Source organism: Corynebacterium sp. HMSC068G04 (assembly GCF_001814885.1).
Lineage (GTDB): Bacteria > Actinomycetota > Actinomycetes > Mycobacteriales > Mycobacteriaceae > Corynebacterium > Corynebacterium hiratae.
This window is the reverse complement of the sequence record NZ_KV818328.1, coordinates 28,421-47,088: the sequence shown is the minus strand read 5'-3', so window position 1 is coordinate 47,088 and position 18,668 is coordinate 28,421. Positions and strand designations below refer to the sequence as shown.

At 61.9% G+C, this 18,668-nt stretch carries 22 protein-coding genes; 11 read left to right on the top strand and 11 right to left on the bottom strand.

The genetic code is table 11. The features are described from left to right. Positions 1–18 precede the first annotated feature (18 nt). The 4 genes from HMPREF2993_RS06390 to HMPREF2993_RS06375 all read right to left on the bottom strand — a co-directional run bounded on the left by HMPREF2993_RS06390 (position 19) and on the right by HMPREF2993_RS06375 (position 3,049). The gene (locus tag HMPREF2993_RS06390; protein ID WP_049154199.1) at positions 19–1,629 is read right to left on the bottom strand and encodes a HAMP domain-containing sensor histidine kinase; all 1,611 of its coding nucleotides are present in this window, start codon (positions 1,627–1,629) and stop codon (positions 19–21) included. Continuing rightward, a complete protein-coding gene (locus tag HMPREF2993_RS06385; RefSeq protein ID WP_070701572.1) occupies positions 1,626–2,324 on the bottom strand; it encodes a response regulator transcription factor in 699 nt (232 codons plus the stop codon). The genes HMPREF2993_RS06390 and HMPREF2993_RS06385 overlap by 4 nt, the downstream gene beginning before the upstream one ends. A gap of 266 nt (positions 2,325–2,590) precedes the next feature. Beyond that, positions 2,591–2,764: a 50S ribosomal protein L32 gene (gene rpmF / locus HMPREF2993_RS06380; RefSeq protein WP_010187615.1), complete on the bottom strand. Its 174-nt coding sequence runs from the start codon at positions 2,762–2,764 to the stop codon at positions 2,591–2,593. 15 nt (positions 2,765–2,779) lie between these two features. Then, positions 2,780–3,049 (bottom strand): type B 50S ribosomal protein L31, encoded by a 270-nt coding sequence (locus tag HMPREF2993_RS06375; RefSeq protein ID WP_005530151.1) that lies wholly within the window; start codon positions 3,047–3,049, stop codon positions 2,780–2,782. Between the two features lie 522 nt (positions 3,050–3,571). On the opposite strand from HMPREF2993_RS06375, the gene rpmB reads away from it, so the two are divergent. The 6 genes from rpmB (at position 3,572) to HMPREF2993_RS06345 (ending at position 6,372) form a co-directional block, all read left to right on the top strand. Further along, positions 3,572–3,808, top strand: coding sequence for a 50S ribosomal protein L28 (rpmB, locus tag HMPREF2993_RS06370; RefSeq protein ID WP_010187623.1), 237 nt, complete (start codon positions 3,572–3,574; stop codon positions 3,806–3,808). A gap of 2 nt (positions 3,809–3,810) precedes the next feature. Continuing rightward, on the top strand, positions 3,811–3,975 hold the full coding sequence (gene rpmG, locus HMPREF2993_RS06365) for a 50S ribosomal protein L33 (protein ID WP_010187624.1): 165 nt from the start codon (positions 3,811–3,813) through the stop codon (positions 3,973–3,975). 3 nt (positions 3,976–3,978) lie between these two features. Continuing rightward, a complete protein-coding gene (rpsN, locus tag HMPREF2993_RS06360; RefSeq protein ID WP_010187625.1) occupies positions 3,979–4,284 on the top strand; it encodes a 30S ribosomal protein S14 in 306 nt (101 codons plus the stop codon). A gap of 15 nt (positions 4,285–4,299) precedes the next feature. Continuing rightward, positions 4,300–4,554, top strand: coding sequence for a 30S ribosomal protein S18 (rpsR, locus tag HMPREF2993_RS06355; protein WP_010187626.1), 255 nt, complete (start codon positions 4,300–4,302; stop codon positions 4,552–4,554). Positions 4,555–4,772: 218 nt separating this feature from the next. Next, positions 4,773–5,555: a hypothetical protein gene (locus HMPREF2993_RS06350; protein ID WP_070701570.1), complete on the top strand. Its 783-nt coding sequence runs from the start codon at positions 4,773–4,775 to the stop codon at positions 5,553–5,555. 100 nt (positions 5,556–5,655) lie between these two features. Further along, positions 5,656–6,372, top strand: a complete 717-nt coding sequence (locus HMPREF2993_RS06345; protein WP_070701568.1) for a TetR/AcrR family transcriptional regulator — start codon at positions 5,656–5,658, stop codon at positions 6,370–6,372. Here the strand turns inward: HMPREF2993_RS06345 and HMPREF2993_RS06340 are convergent. After that, positions 6,369–7,049, bottom strand: a complete 681-nt coding sequence (locus HMPREF2993_RS06340; protein WP_046646970.1) for a hypothetical protein — start codon at positions 7,047–7,049, stop codon at positions 6,369–6,371. The genes HMPREF2993_RS06345 and HMPREF2993_RS06340 overlap by 4 nt on opposite strands. A 137-nt stretch (positions 7,050–7,186) precedes the next feature. Further along, positions 7,187–8,434 (bottom strand): serine/threonine protein kinase, encoded by a 1,248-nt coding sequence (locus HMPREF2993_RS06335; RefSeq protein ID WP_046646971.1) that lies wholly within the window; start codon positions 8,432–8,434, stop codon positions 7,187–7,189. A 144-nt stretch (positions 8,435–8,578) separates the two neighbouring features. On the opposite strand from HMPREF2993_RS06335, the gene HMPREF2993_RS06330 reads away from it, so the two are divergent. Beyond that, positions 8,579–9,226: a hypothetical protein gene (locus HMPREF2993_RS06330; protein ID WP_049154189.1), complete on the top strand. Its 648-nt coding sequence runs from the start codon at positions 8,579–8,581 to the stop codon at positions 9,224–9,226. 6 nt (positions 9,227–9,232) lie between these two features. Here HMPREF2993_RS06330 and HMPREF2993_RS06325 read toward each other — a convergent pair whose 3' ends face one another. Then, positions 9,233–10,099 carry a hypothetical protein gene (locus HMPREF2993_RS06325; protein WP_070701566.1) on the bottom strand — a complete coding sequence of 289 codons (867 nt, stop codon included), beginning with the start codon at positions 10,097–10,099 and terminating at the stop codon, positions 9,233–9,235. 14 nt (positions 10,100–10,113) lie between these two features. Next, positions 10,114–10,995, bottom strand: coding sequence for a hypothetical protein (locus HMPREF2993_RS06320; protein WP_070701564.1), 882 nt, complete (start codon positions 10,993–10,995; stop codon positions 10,114–10,116). Positions 10,996–11,221: 226 nt separating this feature from the next. Between HMPREF2993_RS06320 and HMPREF2993_RS06315 the strand changes: the two genes are divergently transcribed. Continuing rightward, positions 11,222–12,040 (top strand): flagellar basal body-associated FliL family protein, encoded by an 819-nt coding sequence (locus HMPREF2993_RS06315; protein ID WP_070701562.1) that lies wholly within the window; start codon positions 11,222–11,224, stop codon positions 12,038–12,040. Between the two features lie 219 nt (positions 12,041–12,259). On the opposite strand, the gene purH is transcribed toward HMPREF2993_RS06315, so the two are convergent. Genes purH through HMPREF2993_RS06300 form a run of 3 tightly spaced genes read right to left on the bottom strand, consistent with a single transcriptional unit; the run spans position 12,260 to position 16,102 of the window. After that, a complete protein-coding gene (gene purH / locus HMPREF2993_RS06310; protein WP_070701560.1) occupies positions 12,260–13,792 on the bottom strand; it encodes a bifunctional phosphoribosylaminoimidazolecarboxamide formyltransferase/IMP cyclohydrolase in 1,533 nt (510 codons plus the stop codon). A gap of 41 nt (positions 13,793–13,833) precedes the next feature. Continuing rightward, a complete protein-coding gene (purN, locus tag HMPREF2993_RS06305; RefSeq protein WP_070701558.1) occupies positions 13,834–14,439 on the bottom strand; it encodes a phosphoribosylglycinamide formyltransferase in 606 nt (201 codons plus the stop codon). 40 nt (positions 14,440–14,479) lie between these two features. After that, a complete protein-coding gene (locus tag HMPREF2993_RS06300) occupies positions 14,480–16,102 on the bottom strand; it encodes a cell division protein PerM (RefSeq protein WP_239663570.1) in 1,623 nt (540 codons plus the stop codon). A gap of 369 nt (positions 16,103–16,471) precedes the next feature. Here HMPREF2993_RS06300 and HMPREF2993_RS06295 point away from each other — a divergent pair, with 369 nt between their 5' ends. The 3 genes from HMPREF2993_RS06295 (at position 16,472) to HMPREF2993_RS06285 (ending at position 18,668) form a co-directional block, all read left to right on the top strand. After that, positions 16,472–17,224, top strand: a complete 753-nt coding sequence (locus tag HMPREF2993_RS06295; RefSeq protein WP_046646979.1) for a M23 family metallopeptidase — start codon at positions 16,472–16,474, stop codon at positions 17,222–17,224. Between the two features lie 188 nt (positions 17,225–17,412). Then, positions 17,413–17,955 carry a PadR family transcriptional regulator gene (locus HMPREF2993_RS06290; RefSeq protein WP_049154180.1) on the top strand — a complete coding sequence of 181 codons (543 nt, stop codon included), beginning with the start codon at positions 17,413–17,415 and terminating at the stop codon, positions 17,953–17,955. Beyond that, positions 17,952–18,668, top strand: coding sequence for an ABC transporter ATP-binding protein (locus HMPREF2993_RS06285; protein WP_049154178.1), 717 nt, complete (start codon positions 17,952–17,954; stop codon positions 18,666–18,668). Before HMPREF2993_RS06290 ends, HMPREF2993_RS06285 begins: the two co-directional genes overlap by 4 nt.

The following is an 18,668-nucleotide window of genomic DNA, read 5'->3' as shown; positions in this document are numbered from 1 at the left end:
GGGGTGATCCCTGACACACTAGCCCTGATTGAACCACCGCTCCGCAAAGATATGGCCACGGTCGTTGCGCTCTTTCGGTTGGCTCACCGCGGGGTCGTGTAGCTGCCCCGCTGACTGCTGCTCAGCGGAGAGTTCGGACTGGAAATCGTAGGGCAAGTCTTCCAGCCCGTCCACCAAGGCATCACCTTCGGTGGGGTGCCCGGGCAGGATAACCTCCATGCGCGTTCCGCCGTCCGCGGAATCCTTAATGGTGATCTCTCCGTTGTGCCTCTCCACCACGGATTTCACGATTGCTAGGCCCAATCCGGATCCCGGCATGGCACGGGCTTCAGCAGAACGGTAGAAGCGCTCAAATACTTTGTCCCGTTCCTCCGGAGCGATGCCGGGGCCAGAATCGTCAACGCGCAGGCGCACCTTGTCGGGGGCGATTTGCCGCATGGACACGCGCACGGTTCCCGTCGGCGGGGACCACTTCGCAGCATTGTCCATGAGGTTGAGGGTGGCGCGGCCCAGGGCAAAAGGATCGCCGTCGATCATCCACGGGATAAACCGCACGCGGAAGTCCACGTCAGGACGGCGGCGTTTGGCGCGGTTGAGCGAATTCTCCAACACTTCGTGCAGCTCAACGGGCTCCGGCTCCTTTTCAGTGGCGTCCTCGCGCGCTAGGTCCACCAAGTCACCGATCAGGGTGGCCAATTCCGACATTTGCGCCATTACGTCATCTTCGAGGTCGCGCCGGTCTTCCTCGCTGATGCCGAACCCGCCACCGGACTTATTGAGCATCATGAGAAGCTCAATGTTCGTCCGCATGGACGTCAGCGGGGTCTTAAGCTCGTGGCCGGCATCAGCCACAAACTGTGATTGCTGCACGCGCGCGTGCTGCAGGGCGGAAAGCATTCGGTTAAAGGACACAGTAAGTTGTGCCATTTCATCGTTGCTCTCCACGGCAATCGGCCGCAGGTCATTGGTCTGCGTCACGTAATCAGCAGCCCGCTTGAGGCGAGCGATCGGCTCCATGCCGGTCTTGGACACCACCATTCCCGCGAAGACGGAAAGCAGCACGCCAAAGGCCACGATGATCAGCAGCGCGGAGCCCACCGCGGACACAATCTCCTCGGTGGGACCAAGGTCCTTGGCCAGGACTACCGTGGCGCCACCTTCCTGGGACTTGGCCAGCACGCGCTCACCACCCAGGGTGCGGATGGAGCTTTCCATGGTGTCCCCGTCCGGTTTAAAGTCCCCACCCACCGGCAAAGCGTCACCATAGGAAAAGGTGGCTGCTGGCGGAGAGATAGAGACCCGAGTCGAAGGGTTGTAGAGCTTAAAAGAAGCGATCTCCTGATCGATATTCTCCACGAAGCGCGGATCCTGTGCCTGCTCCATCAGCACGTCCGCTTGCTGCATGATTTGCTTGTCGACGCTCGCCGTCATCGACGCCGCAACCAACCAGTAGGTCACCAACGTCATCACTGCCACCGAGACGGCGACAACGACACCAGTAACCAAAGAAAGGCGCCACCGAAGCGGCGCCCGCGAAGCCCAGCCGCGACGACCTGACAGGCCCAACCACGCCGTGGAATCTAGGTCTTCAGAAGGCACCGCGTCAGGCGCGGGCCTCCGCAAAATCACGCGATAGCCTCCCTCATGACATAGCCGACGCCACGCACGGTGTGGATAAGACGCGGCTCGCCATCTTCTTCGGTCTTCTTACGCAGGTAGCCGATGTACACCTCGAGAGCATTGCCTGAGGTAGGGAAATCATAGCCCCATACCTCTTCCAAGATGGTGTTGCGGGAGAGCACCTTGCGCGGGTTCTCCATGAGCAAGCGCAACAAGGCGAATTCGGTGCGCGTCAGGGAAATCTGACGGTCGCCACGAGTGACTTCACGCGTATCGGCATCGAGCTTGAGGTCCTCAAAACTCAGCTGGGTTTCAACGGGCTGCTGCTTGCCGATCGACTCCGCAGCAGCACGACGGACTAGGGAACGAACACGAGCCAAAAGCTCTTCAAGAGCGAAAGGCTTGGGCAGGTAATCGTCGGCACCCGCATCGAGGCCTGCAACGCGGTCAGACACGCCATCACGAGCCGTGAGCACGAGGATTGGACGGTCCCAACCCTCACTGCGCAAGGTTCGGCAGACTTCCAAGCCGTCCATGTTCGGCATCATCACATCGAGGATGAGCAGTCCTGGGTTCTCCCTGTGGACCATCTCGACGGCCTCTACGCCATCGGCGGCCAACATTACGTCGTAGCCATTAAACTTCAAGGAGCGGCGAAGCGATTCGCGTACGGCCTGCTCGTCATCCACGACAAGAATCTTCATGTTTCCAATTATGTCCTATCTAAGGCGCATTCACGAAGTGGGCCTAGTTCTTTCGCCCCCTTAAATCACCCCTTAAGATTTTATTCACCCCACTACCGGTGGCATCAGCGAACGCCCAGACAAGAAAGGCACCGCAGCCAAGCACTGCAGCCTCGAGAATGAGTCACTGCAGCGGGCAACTAGGCCAACACAAATGCCCCGAGGGATTCACTTAGAAAGGGTGAATCTCTCGGGGCAATAATTGCAGCCTTGAGGCTTAGAAAGCCTTAGAACTGCTCCACGTCGACCAGGCCGAGCTTGGCGGCCTTCACCAGACGGCGCGGGATGCGCACGGTCTGGCCGTCGATGGTGACTTCCTGGAGGGCGACGTTGTCAGCCTTCCACTGGGAACGGCGAGAGTGGGTGTTCGCGCGGGACTTCTTAAACTTAGGAGTTGCCATCTTTTCCTATCCTCCTTACGCGTTCTTCTTCTTGCGGCGAGCCATTGCACCGAAGCGCTGGTTGAACTTCTCAACGCGGCCAGCGGTATCCATAACGCGCTGGGCACCGGTCCAGAACGGGTGGGACTCAGCGGTGACGTCAACGACGATGAGCGGGTACTCGTTGCCGTCTTCCCACTCAACGGTGCGATCGGAGGTAGCGGTGGACTTGGTCAGGAAGGAGTGGCCGGTACCGGCATCCTTGAAGACCACCGGGTGGTAATCCGGGTGGATATCTTTCTTCATATGTCGATTCCCTCAGGGTTGAACTACGGGTCGGTTCCTTCCGCAACACATCTCCGGCGTGGAAGGAAGTGTGAAAGGATCGTGCCCGAGTTGGGTCTCTATACTTACAAACTGTGCGGCTCGTGCCGACAACTTGACATATCCTACAGGCCACCAGCATTAAAACCGAAATCGCTCTGGCCTCCACCGCCGCGCTCCGACGGACAGAATCCACAACCACACCCCTCACCTGCCCCTTCGGCAGGAACGCGCGGTAGATCAGGTATAGATCAGCCGTAGCTCAGGTATAGATCAGAGGTATCCACACCGGCCCGCACGCCGGCGGTGATTAGGTTCTGCAGGCTGTGGCATGTAAGATTTCCCCTTGCTGTTGTCAAAGTAATCGTTTTACGCCCTCATCAACTGGTGTTCAACGGATTAAGCCTCCTGCTCAACCTCACTTTTTCGAGCGCCGCGCCTCACCGCGGAAATAGGCACTCCGTTAGTCGCTTTCGATGTGGGCGGCTAGGAGAAAGAAGACCCATGTCGGCTATTTGCCAGGTAACGGGCCGCAAGCCGGAATTCGGCAAGCAGGTCTCGCACTCGCACCGCCGCACCTCGCGCCGTTGGAACCCCAACGTGCAGCGTCGTCGGTACTACCTGCCCTCTGAGGGCCGTACCATCACCCTGACCGTTTCCACCAAGGGCATGAAGATCATCGACCGCGATGGCATCGAGTCCGTCGTGGCTAAGATTCGCGCACGTGGGGAGAAGATCTAAAGATGGCACGTAATGACATCCGTCCAATCATCAAACTGAAGTCCACTGCGGGCACCGGTTACACCTACGTGACCCGTAAGAACAAGCGCAACAACCCGGATCGCATCACCTTGAAGAAGTTCGATCCGATCGTCCGCAAGCACGTCGAATTCCGCGAGGAGCGATAATTTATGGCTAAGAAGTCAAAGATCGCCAAGAACGAGCAGCGCAAGGAAATCGTCGCCCGCTACGCGGAGCGTCGCGCTGAGCTCAAGGCAATCATCAAGAACCCGAACACCCCGGACGAAGAGCGCCTCGAGGCGCAGTTCGAGCTGAACCGTCAGCCGCGCGACGCCGCCCGCGTCCGCGTCCGTAACCGCGACTCCGCTGATGGACGTCCGCGCGGTTACCTCCGCAAGTTCGGTCTGTCCCGTGTCCGTATGCGCGGCATGGCTCACCGTGGTGAGCTGCCGGGCGTTCGCAAGTCCAGCTGGTAAAGGGGTACCCATACAATGGCTGTCAAGCGTAATAACCACAAGAAGTTCCGTATGGAGCAGACCCGCCGCCCGAAGAAGAACCCGCTCAAGGCCGAGGGCATTGAGAAGGTTGACTACAAGGAGATCAAGACCCTGCGTCTGTTCATCTCCGACCGCGGCAAGATCCGCTCCCGTCGCGTCACCGGTCTGACCCCGCAGCAGCAGCGTCAGGTTGCTACTGCCGTCAAGAACGCACGCGAAATGGCTCTCCTGCCGTTCACGTCCCGCTAAACACTAGCTGGTTTCAACAGCGCACTTTTGCCGCTGTACTCGTGACTCACTAGGACAGGACAAAAGAGCTTTCAGGCCGCCGCCTCCTTCCCCACCTCGGGGCAGGTAGGCGGCGGTCGTCGTTTTCGCGGCTAGGGCGGTTGCTCTGCCGCCCCACAAATTCCCAGTGCTACATTGAAGAGCTAGAAAGCCCCTGACGGAAAGGCAACTAACACCTAATGCCGCTGCACGAATCCCTCACCGGTCTCAGCGAACTGGCCGCCCACTGCCACTCCCCCGCCCACGCGCGTGGACTATTGGAAGAAGCCCAGGACCTTCTGCGCAATGCCACCGCCCACCGGACCGACGGGGTCGAGCTTGCGGCGTGGTTTTCCCGCGTGGTCACCGATATTGTTCGCTCCCCGGGTCTGGCTAGCCCTGTGCGGCTGACAGGCGCAGCCGCCCGCGGGGATCTTCTCCCCTCACTTCCCATCACCTGGCTGGGCGCCGACGAGCAGCTGGAGCAAGTCATCATCGAGGCCGGATTGCCCTGCGGCGCGGTGGAGGAATGCGCCTCAACCCGCGCTGATGCCGGCCTGCCGCTGGGCACCGGCGGCGAGGAGGAACTCTATGCCGAGGCTGTTTCGCAGCGCCCAGCGCCCCTCAAGCTCGTGGATGGGCTGCCGGACCGCTCCGCCGAGGTGTCCATTCGCCGTTCCCTACTCGCCCCCGTTTCGGCCATCGCCCGCTGGGCAGCGCCGGCACCTCGGCCCACCCCTGACCGCCTTGCTATTGGCGTGGAGCGCGAATTGCTCACCGCAGCCGAAGCAGAAGGCCTGAGCCTGGCGTGGGGCACGGGCATCGCGCTGGAATTGGGGCGGTGGTACGACGGCGTCGACAAGCACAGCGTTATTCTCGAAGACCTTCCGCCATTGGACCGCACCGCCTACGGCTCGGCGTGCCGCACAGTCTCCGCTGCCGTCGAATCCATAATGATCCGGCACGGTAATGTGGTTAGCTGAAGTCAAAGCTACGCTTTGACGAACGCCGTTCGCGGCGGGGTGTACGATTACTGACTTGCTGTCAGTTATTGCATAAGTTTTATCGAAGGGAGTCCGCCTCATGGCAGGTAGCGTTGGCAGGCCAAGGAAGAATAGCCCACGCCGCCGGGGAAACACCGCGCGCGAGGAAATCCTGGATGCCTCATCCGAGCTCTTCACCACCCAGGGCTTTGCGACAACCTCGACGCACCAGATCGCCGATGCCGTCGGTATCCGGCAGGCATCGCTGTACTATCACTTCCCTTCCAAGACGGATATCTTCCTCACCCTGCTGAATTCCACCATCGAGCCCTCACTCGAGCTCGCGGAGGAGCTAGCGGCCTCGGATGCCGCGCCGGCGCAGCGCCTGTGGTCCCTAGTGGCCGCGGAGTCCCGCCTGCTCTTGACTTCAGCGTGGAACGTGGGCCGCCTGTACCAGCTTCCGGTGGCTAACTCCCCCGAATTCGGCGAATATCACGAGCAGCGTGACCGTCTCAAGGATCACTTCCGCACCGCTGCGGCTGGAATTGTGGGCGAAGATGACCCGCGCGTCGAGTTGCCTTTCCACATCGCGCTCTCCGTTATTGAGATGCGCCCCAACGATGGCACCGCGCCTTTCGACGCCTCGCAGCGCGTGCCGGAGCAATCCGCCATGCTTGCCGACGCCGCCCTAGCCGTCCTCGGCACCACCCCTCCCGACAACGCCGAAGCCACTACCTTGGAGCTGCTGAAGAACCGCAACGACTCCATTTCGGCAGCCGCCGATGCCGCGGCCGACCGCAAGAAGACGACGCGCTAACGACCGTGCCGGATGGCGTAATGCGCCAAGAAGGTCTTATACGGTTTATAGGCCTTTTCGCCGTCCGCCCGAAGACTGTCCACGAGGCGATCCATCTTGTGGTTGGTTTTCTTTTCGGTCCAGTCCAGAGCCTCAGCAATCTCGCGCACCGAGGGAATATCGGCATCAGTTGAGCCCGGCTTCTTGAGGTAGCTGGCTAGCTGGCAAAGCAGCTCCTCCTGCTCATCGTTGGGCACATGGCGGGTGCGGGTGCGCTCCTCATCGAGGTCCTGCTCGCGCTTAGTCCGACGCGAGTAGTTGCTGTTTTCGACATCGATGTAAAGCTCATAAGGGCATTCCGGGGTTTCAAACGTAATTCGTGACGGGCCCGGCGGCACGGCCGCCACCGAGCGCGGGCCGAGATCGATGCGGGAGAAACCCTTAACCCCGCGCAGCTCGATGCGCAGCGGAATGTGGCTGCCTACGTTGCAGATCATCCAGCCTTGACCGCCGTACCACAGTTGGAAAAGCTGACGGTGCAGGGTGAGATCCCCCTCGCCGATCCGGAAGTCACCAGCGCGGCCGACGACTACTTCCTCGCCTGGTGCCATGACCAGTACGCCGCCGATCAGGTCATCGATGCGCAGCCTGGGCCCCCGGGGCGCGTCGTGCGATGGGAGTGGCTGTTGCTGGCTCATGGACACCTCCGTAGGCGGCTGGACAATTCGCGCACATCGCCGTTCGGCTCGGCGATATGCCTCAACAATGCCCTACAGTGTAGCGACTCTCACCACAGTACTGCGGGGACAAGCCGCTTGCCCCAGCTTGTTGGGGACTAGGACACGATGGCCCATGTCACCACGAAAATGAGGATGATGACAACAACGGTGACTGTGATGATCAGAGCGTTCTGATTATCCTTTGTGGCTGGTTTGGCAGCTCTAGGCTCTGCCGCGGCACGCTTGTGAACGGTAGCCCCCGGTACCGCAGGAGTCACCGGCGTGGAGGGAGATACCGTCCCGGGTGAGGCGACAGGGTTAGCGGGAGCTACAAAACCGGTCGGCATAGCCTGCTCGACAGACCCAAAGGAACCGGCAGGTCGCGGCCAGTATTGCGTCGGCTGCCCAGGGGTTTTTGCCTGCCGTGGCTGCGCGGGTTCCGTCGCCTGGTTGGTGGTGGGCTGGGAACGGGAGACGTCGTCAAGCGCGGCAATGAAATCCCGGGCGCGCGCATAGCGTTGCATGGGCACGCTATCCAGCGCCTTGTTCAGGACAGTCTGCACCTGAGTCACCACCCGTGCGGTGTCCTTCGCCAGGAACGTCGTGAAAGCATCACTAGACAAGTCCGGGATGCGCCGCTGCCCTTCCCACTCACTGCGCGGCATCGTGTCCTTAAGGTGATGCAGCGTGAGCATCTCGAATGCAATAAGCGCTAGCGAGTAGTCATCCGCGCGCGCCGACATATCGTCATCGCCATAGGCATGACCATTATTTTCCGGGGCCAGGTACTTTTCAGTGCCCACGATGTGGCCAACCTTCGTCAGACGGGATTGCCCCTCTTCGATGCTGATCCCGAAATCGCTGAGCACGGCAGGCGGCAGGCTGCCCGGGGTCTTGCGCAACAGGATATTTGCGGGCTTGATATCGCGGTGTACCCACCCGGGATGTAGCTCGTGGTGCATGTAGTCCAGCGCCGAAGCAATCGGCGTGAGGTAGTAGACCACCTCAGCCACGCTAAACCCCCGGCCTTCCTGCGCGCGTTCCCGGATGGCGTGCGCCAGGGTTCCGCCGTCGATGAACGCCATCATCATGACGTCGTCACCGCGCGGCGTGGACTCCTTGGAATAGAACTGGACCACTCCCGGGTGACTGCCAATCTTGGTCAGCGCCTTCATTTCGTTGTTGAAGCGGGCGCGGGAGGCTTCATCGCGGACATCATCCAGCAGCACCTTGACGGCAAGCTCACGAGAAAGATCCGGATCGGTGGCATGGAAGACCTGCCCCATGCCGCCTTCACCCAGCAGGTACACGTTGGTGTACCGCTTCTGCTGGGTCAGCCATTGCACGAAGTAGGAATTAGTCACCGCCCCATTGCACCATATGCACAACCAAGCATGAGGGTGCCATGTCCCATCGCCCCCAAATGGAGGGGACTTCACCGTGGTTCAGTCAGGCATGCGGGAGCAAGTTATGCTACCTGTTGTTCTCTATAGTTTTCCAAGGACCCTATGACCACCCCAGGATTTGGCACTAACCCCTACGAGCACACGAGCCCTGTGCACGGTGGGCCTCAGCAGACCCAGCCCGACCAGCGCAACCTCGTTCCGATCATCTGCGCGATCGCCATCCTTATCGCACTCCTGATTTCCGGTGCCGTGATCTGGAATCACGTCCGCTCCACCGGCCAGGAAACCCCCAGTACCGCCGAATCCTCGGAGCAAGCGCAATCCTCCGCGGAAGAAACCGCACCAGAAGACGACGAAGAAGAGGACACGGAAGGCGCGCCGAGCGAGGAAGCACCAGAGACCTCAGCCAGCCCTGGAGCTGCTGACGTCCCAGAGGGCCTAACCGCGGCCGGCTGGTCCGACTACCCGGAGGCGCGTTGCCAGCAGGGCGAGGACATGGTCTTCGCCGCCGCAGGTTCCGATCCGGTTTCGCACATCGTTATCTGCGAAAAGCAGGACTCGCTCTTCTACCGCGGCGTGTGGTCTAACGGTGCCGCTTTCGGACCGGCCCGGGGTGAGGGCAGCTCCTATACCGCCTCCATCCTCGACCCCACCAGCGGCGAGGACACCGGTTCCGTACTCACCATCCGCGGCACGGACTATGACATCGATGGCGAGGCCGGGACCTTCGAGGATTACTGGCCGCGCTAGGGGTCCTTAGACCGCGCCTTGCTGACAGCCTGCATCGGGCCATTCCACCTCGGCGGCGGCGAGCTGCTTGACTAGGCGCGTGAGCATCTGCTGGGCTTCTCCGTAGTCCCCGGATTCGGCCTTGGCATAGATGGCCACCGCCACCGTGTGCCCGCCCAGTGAGACAAGCCCCATCTGGCGGGCTTCATAGGCCCCGTCCTCGGCTGGGCCCCAGCCGCCCTTCATGACTGATCCTTCGAGGGTGCCCAGCCCATACTGCTGTGCGGGATCGGGCTGTCCCATGGCTGCCAGAACGGGGTCAGTGCCCTGCTGGCATCCCAGGTCGGCGACAAACTCTGCTTGCTCGGCTACCGGCCACTGCGTTTGGCCAAATGCACTAAAGCCGGGGCGCGGCGGCGTGGCGGGGACAGTAGCCGTGCCAATGATCTCCTGGGTTGCCTGCGCGGCGTGCTCTCCCCCACCCAGTGCTTCCCAGAGGGAATCGGCCGCGGCATTATCGGAAAAGGTAATCGCCCGCGACACGGTCTCCGGATCGGCCACGCCGGCGCGCTCGGCGGCAATGGCCAGCGGCACCTTCGCCGTGGACCATGCGGACTGCGGGTCTGTGATGCCTGCTGCGGCGACGGTATCTGCGCCGGCCACCGCGATTCCGGTCCCCGGGTTGTCGGCCGCGATGGCTTCGAGGGCTTCGTGGATGTCGGAGGCCTCAATCACGGGTGGCTCCTTTTCGGGGGTGGACTCAGGCAGGGTGGGCTGGGGGCTGCTCGCTGCCGTGGGTTGCTCCGGCGCGGAGACATCGCCGATGGTGCAGGCGCTTAGCGACGCCACCGCAATCCCCGCGATCACCACTCGTGCTGCTGCATGTTTCATCATTGACCGCCTGCGTATTAGAGGATGTACACAACCGCATTGTTGCCACCTTTGCAGGTGACAAATTCACCGTTATCGGAGCAATCCATTGTGTAGTTCTGCTTGGTAGTTGGGCTGTAGGCCTCAATAGTGGCGTCGTACTCATGGGTATCCACCCAGTGCTTGACGTACTCGTCGCGCACAGCGTTGGCGAATGGTTCCGACGTCACCTCAGTGCCGCGGTAGACGCTGTTGAAGTTGCCGCCGGGCTCATTATTCCGCGCGGCGTCGTTCGCCGGAATCGCCCCCGCAGGCAAGTCAGGGTGCTCCGGGCGTTTCTGTGAGGCGGAGCTCGTCGTAGTCTCCTCCGTGGTCTTTTCCGCCTCATCCGCCGCAGAAACCGTCTCTTGGGTGTCGTCGTTGTCCTCGGTGAGCTGCGCCGCGGTGGTCAGGGGCGCATCAGCCTGAGTTCCCGTGCCGCTATTTTTGAAAAAGATAAGGTAGGCCAGCGCGGCAATGACGAGCAGCACCGCCAGGATCAGCACGGCGATGAGCACATACTTTCCGCCGTTGCCGGAACCACGGTGCGCCGGCGCGCTCTCCGGGTAGGCAGTGGAATAGGCAACCGGTTGTTGTTCGTACTGGCCGCCGCCCTGCGCTGCTGACTGGGGCGGGAATTGCTGGGTGGGAAACTGCTGCTGGGCGTAGTTGCCTTGCGCTCCGGAGTGGGCGAAGGGGTTGGAGTAATTGCGCTCACCTTCCTGTGGGAAGGCCCGAGGGTGCACGGGGCGTTCCTGGGTGGGCGGGGCCTCAAAATCCACAGTGTCCGGGTGAGTTTCCTTGCGGGAAGGCTGTGGCTGGCCACCATTTCCCTGCGAGTGCTGGGAGCCGAATCCGTGGTTGCGATCTGAATCAGTCACCGGGGCCTCCGTAGATCTAGACATGTCAAGTGCGCCCTGTGGGCACGTTTCTATCTTTACTATCTTTACACAGCCGCACTGGTGACGGTGGCGTTCGAACGTGGCGGGGAGTACTCCCACGGGAGTGTCCCTCACACCACACAGACGGTGTCACAGAGTTTAGATTGTTAGAGGTACCTCTTATACTCCACCTTCCTGCGCACGGAAAGGCTGTTATTCTCCCGCCATGACTTTTCCTACCGGCCCTTCGGGCACGCCGCCGCATAACTCCGGCCCTTCCGGCTTCGGTTCCCCCGGGTTTGGCCGCCCCGGCGGTTCTCCCGTTCCACCCGGCCAGCCACAGGCTCGCCCGGGTGGCTTTGGCAACACACCGCCGTTTGGTGGGCAGCCCACTGGCACCCCGGCGCAGCCTTCCTTCGGTGGTGGCGCGCCCACGCCACCGCCCCAACCCCAGCCGTCCCAGTACTCCGCGCCTGCTCCTCCACAAGGCAAGGGGCGCTTCAGCGGCGCTATTGCGGCGCTGATTTCCCTATTCATCGTGCTGGCCGTAGTCCTCGGTGTGGGCGCGTGGTTTATCTGGGGCCGCGAGTCCTCCGACGATGCGCAGACCGGTACCTCCCCTGAACCGACAGCGACAGCCGCGCTTTCGGGAACACCAATCGCCACATCCGCGCGCATCGATACCGACTTGGAAGCAGGCGGCGTAGTCATTGCCCGCACGTTCTTCCCGGATTCCTATGTCTCGCAGTCCGGCAGCACCAACATCGCTGACGTGCAGCTGAGCGAAGGACACAGCCAACTTATCGCTGTCTTTGGGTTCAGCGATGACCGCGCAAATACGAACGTTGCCAGCGCCACCGTTACCGTCAACGGCGCTGACGGTGCTGAGCTGGCCTCCTTCGAGGTTCCAGCAGAGGAAGCTCTCGAAATGCCCATCAACATCGCAGACCACCAGGAACTGCGCTTTACTTTTACTTATAAGGACGCCCGCGGCAATCCCGCGGACAACACTGGCTTCGCGGTGGCTTCCCTCCACGCGCAGTAGCGCGCACCGCCGGGCCATCACGCCGTGGCGCCGAAGCTGCCCTTGTTGCCAAAGTTATAGGCTCGCCCGGTGGCGGCGCATAACTTCGTCGTTTAGGGCAGTTGTTGTCCTCGAGGGAAAGCTCCCGTGTACGCGAAAGCCGCCTCCCGTTCCCACGCAGTGGTGCGCAGGAATAAAGGAAGCGGCTGTGTGCTGCCCATGGCAGCGCCTTTGCCAGGCTTAGTGGAAGAAGTGGCGAGTGCCGGTGAAGTACATGGTCACGCCAGCCTTCTTGGCGGCCTCGATGACCTCTTCATCACGGATAGAGCCACCCGGCTGCACGACGGCCTTCACGCCGGCTTCGAGGAGAACCTCCAGACCATCGGCAAATGGGAAGAAGGCATCGGAAGCAGCGAAGGAACCTTCGGTGCGGTTGGCGCCGTCGGCCAGCGTGTTAGCGCGCTCGACTGCCAGCTTTGCAGAGTCCACGCGGTTGACCTGGCCCATGCCCACGCCCACGGTGGCGTTGTCCTTGGCCAGCAAGATGGCGTTGGACTTCACCGCACGAACGGCGCGCCAAGCGAACTCCAGCTGCGCCAGGTCGGACTCATTCAGAGCCTCACCAGCAGCCAGGGTCCAGTTGGCCGGGTTATCGCCCTCTGCCTGGTAGGTATCCGGCTCCTGGGTGAGCATGCCGCCGGAGATGAACTTAACTTCCTCCTTGGGCGCTTCATGCTCTGCCTGCAGCACGCGCAGGTTCTTCTTGGCCTTGAGGACCTCGATGGCGCCTTCCTCGTAGGACGGAGCCACAATAACCTCGGTGAAAATCTCCTTGACCTGCTCGGCCATCTCCACGGTGACCTCACGGTTCACAGCGATGACTCCGCCAAAGGCAGACATCGGGTCGCAGGCGTGAGCCGCGCGGTGAGCAGCCGCGATGGACTCCTCAGACACCGCGATGCCGCACGGGTTGGCGTGCTTGATGATGGCCACGCACGGGCGCTCGTGATCCCAGGCGGCGCGCCAGGCGGCGTCGGCATCCTGGTAGTTGTTGTAGCTCATCTCCTTGCCGTTGAACTGCTTCGCGTTGGCCAAACCAGTGGTACCGATGCGGGTCACGGTTGCCTTCTGGTGAGAGTTCTCGCCGTAGCGCAGCGGGGTGGTCTCCTCGCCCTCGCTGAGCTGATCGACGAACCATGCGGACACCGCGGCGTCGTAATCAGCGGTGTGCAGGAAGGCATCGCGGGCCAGACCGCGGCGCTGCTCCAGGGTAAAGCCGCCGTTGGCCACAGCGTCAGCTACCTCGCCGTAGCGAGCCGGATCCACGACCACAGCAACAGACGGGTGGTTCTTGGCAGCCGCGCGCACCATGGACGGTCCACCGATATCGATCTGTTCCACGCAGCCATCAAAGTCAGCGCCGGAAGCCACGGTCTCACGGAAGGGGTACAGATTCACCACGACGAGCTGGAACGGATCCACCTCCAGCTCCTCCAGCTGCTTCAGGTGGTCCTCCTTGCGGGTATCCGCCAAGATCCCCGCGTGCACGCGCGGGTGCAAGGTCTTGACTCGACCCTCGAGGCACTCCGGGAAGCCGGTGAGCTTCTCGACGGGCGTGACCTCAATGCCCAAGTCCGCGATCTTCTTCGCGGTGGAACCGGTGGAAACGATCTCCACGCCGGCCTTATCCAGGGACCGGGCAAGGTCCTCCAAACCGGTCTTGTCGTACACGCTGATGAGTGCGCGCTTGATGTTCTTACGATCTTCGCTCATGGTACGGGGACTTAAGCCTTCCTTGCGGTAATGAGAGGTAGTTAGAGCTGAACACTGAGTTCCTCGCCCTTCACGCGCGTGGCGCGAAGAACAGCAACGATGAGTTCTCTTTCGACCACTTTGATGCGCTCGTGCAAGCTGGCCTCATCATCCCCCGGCAAGACCCGCACGGGCTCTTGGGCAATGATGGCACCGGTATCGACGCCGGCATCTACGAAGTGGACGGTCGAGCCTGTGACCTTGGCGCCATAAGCCAGCGCATCGCGCACGCCGTGCGCGCCTTTGAAAGCGGGCAAGAGCGCGGGGTGGGTATTGATGGTGCGACCTTCGAAGCGATCCAGAAAATCCTTCCCCAGGATCTTCATAAAACCTGCAGAAACAACAACGTCTGGTTGCGCAGAATCCACTGCGGCAACCAGACGCTTATTCCATTCGGCGCGGTCAGCACCCATCTCTACGACCTCGGTGGCGATTCCCGCCGCCTGCGCGCGCTCAATGCCTTGACAGGGCACGTCCGCGACGACCTTCACGACGCCATAGCGCTCATCCTGGCCATCGAGGATGGCCTGGAGCAAAGAGCCGGTTCCAGAAACAAGAACCACGACGTTAAGGCGGGCAGAAGCAGCGGGCTGGTGCGGTGTAGTCACGCGCTACAGCCTAGCCGCTGCCGCCCTGAACCGGGGAATTTTACTCCTTAGAGGGGGCCTCGTCCTCTGCCTCAGACACTTCCCCGGTCCCCGGTTCGGCATCCTCGGCTGGCTCTTCATCCTCATTCTCTTCTGCATTCTCGCTCTCGGCGTCGTCCGACTCGACGACCCCTGCGTCAATCACGTCAGCCTCGGTCTCCGTGTCAGCCTCGGCATCGGCTTCGGCCGCGTCTTCGGCCGAGGGTTCTTCGGTAACGGGGACGTCGTCAAGCAAGGCAGAAACCGGCACAGCATTCGCCGTGTTGACGGGTGTGTGCACGGTCTTTTCAGTCTCTGCGGGCGCTTCAGGAGCAGCCTCCGTGGCAGCCGCGCGGCGCGCACGCCACGATGTCACTGCCTGTGCCGTTGCGAATGCACACCCCACGACTAGGCACCACAGACAGCTCAGGCCCACCGCGGTCCATACCTCGGGACCGGTGTAGCCGTACACCCCCAGCGCGCCGGACACGCCGTACACAGCCACGAGAGCGGCTACCGCGGCGGTAGCGGTGGCCACGAGCGCAACCTGGAAGGAGGCCAGTGCACGGCGACGGTAAAACGCCACCACTGCTGCAACTGCTGGGATGATCAACAAGACCGCCGCCCAAGGATTGATAGATGGCGGAACTGCGGCAGCCAACGGCAGCGGTGGAAGCGGAACCACGTGGCCGCTAAAGAGGCTCACGCTGGTTCCTTCACCGATATGCAGCTCCGAACCGCTCAGGACCGCTCCCGCAGCAACGGCAGCGTTTGGGAGATAGAGAACGCTCAGCAGGAAAAGACCGGCGGTTCCCAGTGCATTAAGGACTGGATACTCGGCGAGCATCTCTGATTGACGCGACCAACCGACTCCCCACAAGACCACCACGAGAATGAAACCAGCAGCAAAAAGGTATCCGAGGTAGCTCAAGCCTATCTGGGCGGCATCGACGAACACGCGGGGGACCCCGCTGCGCTTGGCCAGGGCCTTCCACAAGCGCGGGCCCATTCCACCGATGAGGGCGACCGCATGCAATAACAACATGCGGGGAAGCACACGGTACAGCTCCGGAGGGGAAACATCGTAGACTTTGCCAGCGTCCCACAGCATCAGCCATGCGATGACAGTAAGGACTAAGGGAACCAGCAACACGCACGCGCTCACAACGATGAGGTCGTTAATGCTTGCCTTATCCTTGACCGCTGCCCGCACGCGCCGCCCCACCAGCCAGGCTAGGAGCAGCGCAGGCAGAACCGGGATAAAGCCCACGTCAATACCGCCCGCGCGAATAGGCGAAAGGTTAAAGACCATCCATGCTTCCCCGACGATGGTGGGCAGCCACGCCGACGGGGAACTTGTCAGAAGCAGTGCCGCGATAGCGACCACGAGAATGCCCAGCACGACGACGAGGTTCGGAACGCCGACGACGATGAGCATGCGGCGAAAACGCCCGCGGAGCGTGGTCGGGGCCTGCGCGCGGCGGGCGCGAGCCTTGTCGGACTCGACCCCTTTGATGCGCTGCGCTGGATCTCGACGATCTCTGCGGTGCCCGCGCTCAGAGTGCTCAGCACTATCACCGCGCCCACGCACGTGCGCGCGTGGGCGAGCTGACGACCTGGACTGGGGACTCGTGTTCTTATTCATCGGCGTCCACTTTGCCACGGCCCCCTCCCCCACCGGGGGTGGCGCGGCGAGGTAAGCGCTAAATGGTGCGGTACACCCCCGAAGGAAAACTTCACGAGTGCGCACTACTCATGCCGACAACCGAAAGCCCCGGCGACTCCCACGGAGATCGATTCACTTTATTCACAGGAATCAGCTGTCGTTTCATTATGTGCGGCTCTTCCCAGATATCCAGAAGAAAAACCGCAATCTGGGTTGCTCTGCATTCGCCGAGACGCTACTGTTACATCTCGTTGGTAACAGGAAGGTCACAATCGGATAACCTCCCAGATTGAAACGTAACGTTTACTCTGGGTAGGCGATAGTGAATTGAGGACGGAAGAAGAGTTCATGCGAAGCAAGACTCAGCGAAGCGTAGGACGCCACCGCAAAATCACCACCGCACAGACCGCGAAGGGACGTCTGGCAGTGATGACTGTTGCGGCAGGCGCCGTATCCACCGCAGGCGTTGGCGGCGCAGCAGCAGGTACCATCCAATCCGCTGGCGCCGGGGAAACCAAGGCACAGTCCGTCGACTACACCCTGCAGGCAGATACCGATCCGCTGAAGAACGCGCAGGCTGCCGTCGAAGACGCAGCACCGCAGATCCTCGCCATCGCCGAGTCCAAGCCGGTCGCCGACCTAGCTACGCAGCTCGATAAGGCCATCCAGGCCGCCGATGCCCGCGCCGCCGCCGATGAAGCGAACCGCGCGCCGACCATCGCCCGCCCGGCAGAGGGTACTTTCACCTCCGGCTTCGGCCCCCGCTGGGGCTCCTTCCACTCCGGCATTGACATCGCAAATGCCGTGGGCACCCCCATCCTCGCCGTTATGGGCGGCACCGTCATCGACTCCGGCCCGGCCTCCGGCTACGGCCAGTGGATCCGCATCAAGCACGATGACGGCTCCATGAGCGTCTACGGCCACATGCAGACCCTCGACGTCGCCGTGGGCGAGCGCGTCCACGCTGGCCAGAAGATCGCCGGCATGGGCTCCTTGGGCTTTTCCACCGGCTCCCACCTGCACTTCGAAATTCACCCCACCGGTGAGGGCGCCGTAGACCCGATTCCGTGGCTCGCAGAGCGCGGCATCAACATCAGCTAAGCCACGCTTTTAAATCCTTCCTCCAGCGCTAAGGCGGTATAGGGCACTGTTGCCCTATACCGCCTTGTGCATTCCCCCACCTTCCACCCCCGCCTGCACCAACCGTTGACCGGACATAAGGTTACCCAGTAACTTACTGGGTATGTACCGAAAGATTTCCTCCCTTACCCTCCGCCAAGGAGGTGACCATGTCCGTCAAACATTCCGTGCTTGCACTGCTGAGTGAAGAGCCCGCTACTGCCAGCCACATCAAAAACCGCTTTGCTGAGACCTTCGACAACCTCTGGCCGCTCAACATGGGCCAAGTCGCCCAAACTTTGAGCCGCTTGGAGCGCGATGGCCTCATCGCCACCGACGGTGAGCTCACCGGCCCCACCGGGCGGCGCGCCACCAGCTACGCCATCACCCCCGCTGGCCGCGAGGAACTCTCACAGTGGTGGATGTCCACCTTGCATAACGACGCCATCGAGCGCGATGAGCTCGTGCTCAAAGTATCGCTTGCTGCACGACGCTCCGACGTCGACGTCATTGCCGTCCTCGACGCCCAGCGCTTCGCCACCGTCCGCCAACTGCGCGAGCTCAACCGTCAGGCCTCTGAGTTGCCTGCGGAACGCAGCGCCCAACGTTTGGCTGTTGAGCGCCAAATCTTCGACCTGGAATCTCTCTCACGCTGGCTCGACCGCGTGGAGTCCCTAGCCAACCCAACCACCACCGAGGAGGACCCGCGATGACCCCCAACTCCGCGCCCACGACCCAGCACATGCCGTTTCCTCTCGAGCTCGAAAACATTACCTGCGTCTTCGGCAGCGGTGCCCGCCAGGTCACTGCCTTGGATTCCGTGAACTTGCAACTGCAGCCGGGCGAACTGGTAGCTGTCATGGGCCCCTCCGGTTCCGGCAAGTCCACGTTGCTCAACGTTGCGGGCCTGCTGCAGCCGCCAACATCAGGGCGCGTGCTTCTCGACGGCGCCGACGCCTCCCAGCTCTCCAAAGCTAAAGCGGCCATCGCCCGCCGCCGCCACTTGGGACTGGTGTTTCAGCACTTCAACTTGGTCTCCTCCCTCACCGTGGGAGAGAACGTGTCCCTGCCCCTCGAACTGGACGGACTTTCGCCTGCGCAGTGCCGCGAGGCCGCCGAGGAAGCTCTCAGTGAGGTCGGCCTCGACGGCACCATCGACCGCTTCCCGGAAGAAATCTCCGGCGGCCAGGCCCAGCGCGTGGCCATTGCCCGCGCGCTCATCGGGCCACGCAAGGTGCTGCTTGCGGATGAGCCTACCGGCGCCTTGGATACCTCGACGGGCGAAGAGATCATGAAGGTCCTGCGCGCGCGCATCGACGCCGGTGCCTCCGGCATTCTGGTTACCCACGAGCCGCGTTTCGCGGGCTGGGCCGACCGTGTCGTCATGGTTCGCGACGGGCGCCTAACCGGCGAGGAGGTGCGTTAG

Coding starts and splice junctions, on each gene's coding strand:
- purH (WP_070701560.1), bottom strand. CDS start 13,792: ATGAGCGAAGATCGTAAGAACATCAAGCGCGCACTCATCAGCGTGTAC.
- rpsN (WP_010187625.1), top strand. CDS start 3,979: ATGGCTAAGAAGTCAAAGATCGCCAAGAACGAGCAGCGCAAGGAAATC.
- HMPREF2993_RS06290 (WP_049154180.1), top strand. CDS start 17,413: ATGTCCGTCAAACATTCCGTGCTTGCACTGCTGAGTGAAGAGCCCGCT.
- rpmF (WP_010187615.1), bottom strand. CDS start 2,764: ATGGCAACTCCTAAGTTTAAGAAGTCCCGCGCGAACACCCACTCTCGC.
- HMPREF2993_RS06300 (WP_239663570.1), bottom strand. CDS start 16,102: ATGAATAAGAACACGAGTCCCCAGTCCAGGTCGTCAGCTCGCCCACGC.
- rpsR (WP_010187626.1), top strand. CDS start 4,300: ATGGCTGTCAAGCGTAATAACCACAAGAAGTTCCGTATGGAGCAGACC.
- HMPREF2993_RS06345 (WP_070701568.1), top strand. CDS start 5,656: ATGGCAGGTAGCGTTGGCAGGCCAAGGAAGAATAGCCCACGCCGCCGG.
- HMPREF2993_RS06285 (WP_049154178.1), top strand. CDS start 17,952: ATGACCCCCAACTCCGCGCCCACGACCCAGCACATGCCGTTTCCTCTC.
- rpmB (WP_010187623.1), top strand. CDS start 3,572: ATGTCGGCTATTTGCCAGGTAACGGGCCGCAAGCCGGAATTCGGCAAG.
- HMPREF2993_RS06340 (WP_046646970.1), bottom strand. CDS start 7,049: ATGAGCCAGCAACAGCCACTCCCATCGCACGACGCGCCCCGGGGGCCC.
- rpmG (WP_010187624.1), top strand. CDS start 3,811: ATGGCACGTAATGACATCCGTCCAATCATCAAACTGAAGTCCACTGCG.
- HMPREF2993_RS06315 (WP_070701562.1), top strand. CDS start 11,222: ATGACTTTTCCTACCGGCCCTTCGGGCACGCCGCCGCATAACTCCGGC.
- HMPREF2993_RS06325 (WP_070701566.1), bottom strand. CDS start 10,099: ATGATGAAACATGCAGCAGCACGAGTGGTGATCGCGGGGATTGCGGTG.
- HMPREF2993_RS06385 (WP_070701572.1), bottom strand. CDS start 2,324: ATGAAGATTCTTGTCGTGGATGACGAGCAGGCCGTACGCGAATCGCTT.
- HMPREF2993_RS06375 (WP_005530151.1), bottom strand. CDS start 3,049: ATGAAGAAAGATATCCACCCGGATTACCACCCGGTGGTCTTCAAGGAT.
- HMPREF2993_RS06295 (WP_046646979.1), top strand. CDS start 16,472: ATGCGAAGCAAGACTCAGCGAAGCGTAGGACGCCACCGCAAAATCACC.
- HMPREF2993_RS06350 (WP_070701570.1), top strand. CDS start 4,773: ATGCCGCTGCACGAATCCCTCACCGGTCTCAGCGAACTGGCCGCCCAC.
- HMPREF2993_RS06330 (WP_049154189.1), top strand. CDS start 8,579: ATGACCACCCCAGGATTTGGCACTAACCCCTACGAGCACACGAGCCCT.